At 36.0% G+C, this 3,407-nt stretch carries 4 protein-coding genes; 2 read left to right on the forward strand and 2 right to left on the reverse strand.

The window, feature by feature from the left end; translation table 11 throughout:
- Nucleotides 1-424: 424 nt before the first annotated feature.
- Both MTBBW1_RS26735 and MTBBW1_RS26740 read right to left on the reverse strand, forming a co-directional pair.
- Nucleotides 425-841 (reverse strand): hypothetical protein, encoded by a 417-nt coding sequence (locus MTBBW1_RS26735; protein ID WP_080809943.1) that lies wholly within the window; start codon nucleotides 839-841, stop codon nucleotides 425-427.
- A 106-nt stretch (nucleotides 842-947) separates the two neighbouring features.
- A complete protein-coding gene (locus MTBBW1_RS26740; RefSeq protein ID WP_080809946.1) occupies nucleotides 948-1,529 on the reverse strand; it encodes a hypothetical protein in 582 nt (193 codons plus the stop codon).
- Nucleotides 1,530-2,240: 711 nt separating this feature from the next.
- On the opposite strand from MTBBW1_RS26740, the gene MTBBW1_RS26745 reads away from it, so the two are divergent.
- Complete coding sequence (locus MTBBW1_RS26745; RefSeq protein WP_080809949.1) at nucleotides 2,241-3,017, forward strand: ParA family protein; 777 nt, start codon at nucleotides 2,241-2,243, stop codon at nucleotides 3,015-3,017.
- On the forward strand, nucleotides 3,017-3,407 hold a 391-nt coding region (locus MTBBW1_RS28815; RefSeq protein ID WP_222424195.1), incomplete at its 3' end, for a hypothetical protein. The genes MTBBW1_RS26745 and MTBBW1_RS28815, both read left to right, overlap by 1 nt.

Here is a 3,407-nt window from a genome sequence, read left to right on the forward strand (position 1 = left end):
AAATAAATTCCTGCGCCAATTAATCACCCAAGCAAACATTAGAAAACCCTCCTTAAAAAATATTGGAGTTGTTTTTAAATGATTATCCTTGATATATCAAGTGATTAATATAACTTTGCCTTCAATTATTGGCACACATTTTGCTTTTGAGCAGAGCGTGCTATATAACAGTCTCATTATATTATAAATATCTTAATGGGTAAGTTATTAAAACCCTATTACTTAACTTAAATTCATATCCCCTGTACTGGTGAATATTGGAGAAGAGCAAGAAATGCCAATAGTGAAACGAGTAAAATTATTTCAAAAACCCCTTGGCTTAACAATGTTGGGTTTAATTACACCCAACATCCATAGAGCCCATGAAAGCACTCCACCACCAAAAATAAACCAGAGAATATTCAGCAACAGTGCCATTGGTTTTTCAGTCCTCTTTTATCCCTCTTAGAATTTTTAACAAAGCTTCCGTAAAAGGCAGATCATACCCATTATCCCCAATATAATAAATACCAGTTTCAGGATTTATGAACAGGCTGACAATATACTCTTTACCAACAGGATATTTCTGATATCCGCCTTCAACGCTCTTTAAATAAGTGATTCTTTTTAAAGGCAGCCCTTTAAAGATTTCGATCACATCACAGGTTAAGGCGTATGTCGGATAAAAATGCATATCCTTTTTCTCTTCTACGCTGACAACCTTTACCCAAGAGGTATAAGGTGTTGAATGGTAATTGGATTCAAGCAACTCTTTAAAAAATTGATCATCTGACTCCTTGGCACAAATTGAACAAGGAAAGGTCAACGTCAAAAATATCAATAAAACAATGAATATCTTCATATTAAACACACCACAATATTTTATAGATTTGCAACAATAAAGATACCCCATAAAAAAAGGGTGACTTATTTAGCCACCCTACATTATCACACTCAAATGTGAACTTCTATTCAAACATGTTAGGCCCTGGAGGATTTCCACCTGGTTCAGGCACTTCGGAAATCAGACCGCCGGTACCTGCGTCTCTTACAAACCAGGCATCCTCTCCTTCCGGTGGTGGATCAGGGATAGGGTCAAACTCCATTGCAACATCTTCAAGATTAAAATCTGTTTGAGACCAGTGGTCTATATGAGCAACTGAAGGAAAATTATTAATCACGGGTTCAGGTATTACTATTGGAGTTGCACTGACTCTTCCACTTCTATCCGCAGGCCCAGGTACATTTATTGGAGTTGCAGCCACACCACCTGCTCCGGATGGAATGCCAATCACCATGGCACGGTCTGAATCTGGGATTCCAATGACAATTAACTGATCAAATAAATCATTGCTGGTTCCATCTTTTTCAAGAACAACACTGAAAACACCTGTTTCAGACCCGTCTTCCTGGACAAAAAAATCAGTATAGCCAACAACCATGGAACCAAGAAGATGAGTAGGTGTCCAGACCAACTCCTCATATGCATGAACACTTCCGCCAAATGACAGTACAAACAGACTCATTATAGTAACGATTGCTTTTTTCATGGTGACCTCCCCGTTAATGAAGTTAATTTTAAAAGCATGTTATCTATTTATCTATCAAATAGTGTGCCATGTTTGTACAATATTGATTTTATTGAAGATATTAATATTTAACTTGATTTAACAACTTATATTGTCAATCAATCAAGACAAATTGATGTCAACAAAACCATACATTTTGATTTAGAAATGAATATTCTTGGTGGGTCAAAATTATTGGCCGAAAGTGGGTCATTATAAATGGCCAGTAACAGCAGTCAAACTGCTGTAGAAATAGTCGGTGTTAATACAGCGATTGAATTTGGCACCAGTGATCGGGCAGAATCCCGAAAGGTAAAAAAGTCTAAAAATTGGCATACTTCATTCACCTTTTTACACTTTTCATAAAGATAACCCCATTTTTAAGGGAATATCATCTTCAAAGTGTAAAGTACTTTCGAGGTAATATGAAGGATGCCTAAAAATTAAATTTTTCCGGAGCATTACACAGAGTTTAAAAAAGAGACGACTCGGGGATAATATTCAAAAAGACTGAATTTTTTAAATACAATTGGTGCCATGAGTTTTTTAAAAAAAAGCTGGAAGTAAATACAATTTTATATTATTAGAGAAATATAAGCAGGTATATTATTCATAAAATTTCGATTTAGTCCTTGTTTAACAAGGATTTAACAATATATATTTCTCATATTTTTTTTATAAAAAAGGAATTCTATGACCGGCAAAATAATATCTATATTTACAAACAAGGGTGGGGTCGGAAAAACAACTTCTGCTGTATCAATAGCACACGGACTGGCAAAAAAAGGAATAAAAACACTTCTTATTGATATTGATGCCCAATGTAATACAACTGAACCATTAGTAGGGATAGACCCTGCCAACAATATGTATGAAATATTAACTGGTTTGAAAAATATAGATGAGTGCATAAGACCATTAGATTTTCAAAATAATTTTTATTGTATTCCCAATTCTGAAGACCTTACGAGTTTAGAGCCAGTATTAATCAGTAAAGGTTCTACTGGTTTTTATACTCTTAAAGAAAAAATTATGGATTACTGTAAAAAAAATTACAACATTACCATTATTGACTGCCCACCTAATTTCGGTATTTTTGTTATCAATGCCTTATTCTGCTCTGATTTAGCCATAGTTCCCACAGAATCAGGTAGTAAAAATAGCATAAAAGGTTTAATGGCTGCTCAAAAATTTATCTCAGAGATGCAGGCAAGCGGCAATCCAGATTTAAAGCTGTTCAAAGTTTTAGTAACTAAATTAGATAAAAGAACAAATATTGGAAAAGATTATTTAGCTCAAATTCATGACACTTTTCAAGATTATGTCTTTCAAAATCATATTCCCTCATGTGTAGATTTTCAATATGCAGAAAGCATGAACAAAACGATATTCCAAAACGCCCCCAAGTCAACAGGTGCTAAGGCTTATATGAATGTTGTTTCTGAAATAATTTATATATTGGAGCTATAATGATGTTAAAGGGTTATCAGGCATCCATTGAGAGTATTTTTAATTCTGCAAAAGAGCAAATTCAAAAATCAGAAAATTCAAAAGATTTAGATAATCATAAAACACCTAACTATACAAAAGATAAAAAAAGTTGGCATAAGAACGGACAAGCGAACGGACAGACCGTCAAAAATGAACAGGCGAACGGACAGGCGAACGGACAGGCCAACGGACAGGCCAACGGACAGGCGAGCGGACAGACCGTCAAAAATGAACAGGCGAGCGGACAGGCGAGCGGACAGGCGAGCGGACAGACCCCCCTACTAAATGAACAGGCGAGCGGACAGGCGAGCGGACAGGCGAGCGGACAGACCCCTTATGAACAGGCGAGCGGACAGACCAACGGACAAG

The sequence above is a fragment of the Desulfamplus magnetovallimortis genome, assembly GCF_900170035.1.
Lineage (GTDB): Bacteria > Desulfobacterota > Desulfobacteria > Desulfobacterales > Desulfobacteraceae > Desulfamplus > Desulfamplus magnetovallimortis.

Excerpts from the sequence above, each read along its gene's own strand:
- MTBBW1_RS26745 (WP_080809949.1), top strand. The coding sequence starts at position 2,241 with ATGACCGGCAAAATAATATCTATATTTACAAACAAGGGTGGGGTCGGA.
- MTBBW1_RS26735 (WP_080809943.1), bottom strand. The coding sequence starts at position 841 with ATGAAGATATTCATTGTTTTATTGATATTTTTGACGTTGACCTTTCCT.
- MTBBW1_RS26740 (WP_080809946.1), bottom strand. The coding sequence starts at position 1,529 with ATGAAAAAAGCAATCGTTACTATAATGAGTCTGTTTGTACTGTCATTT.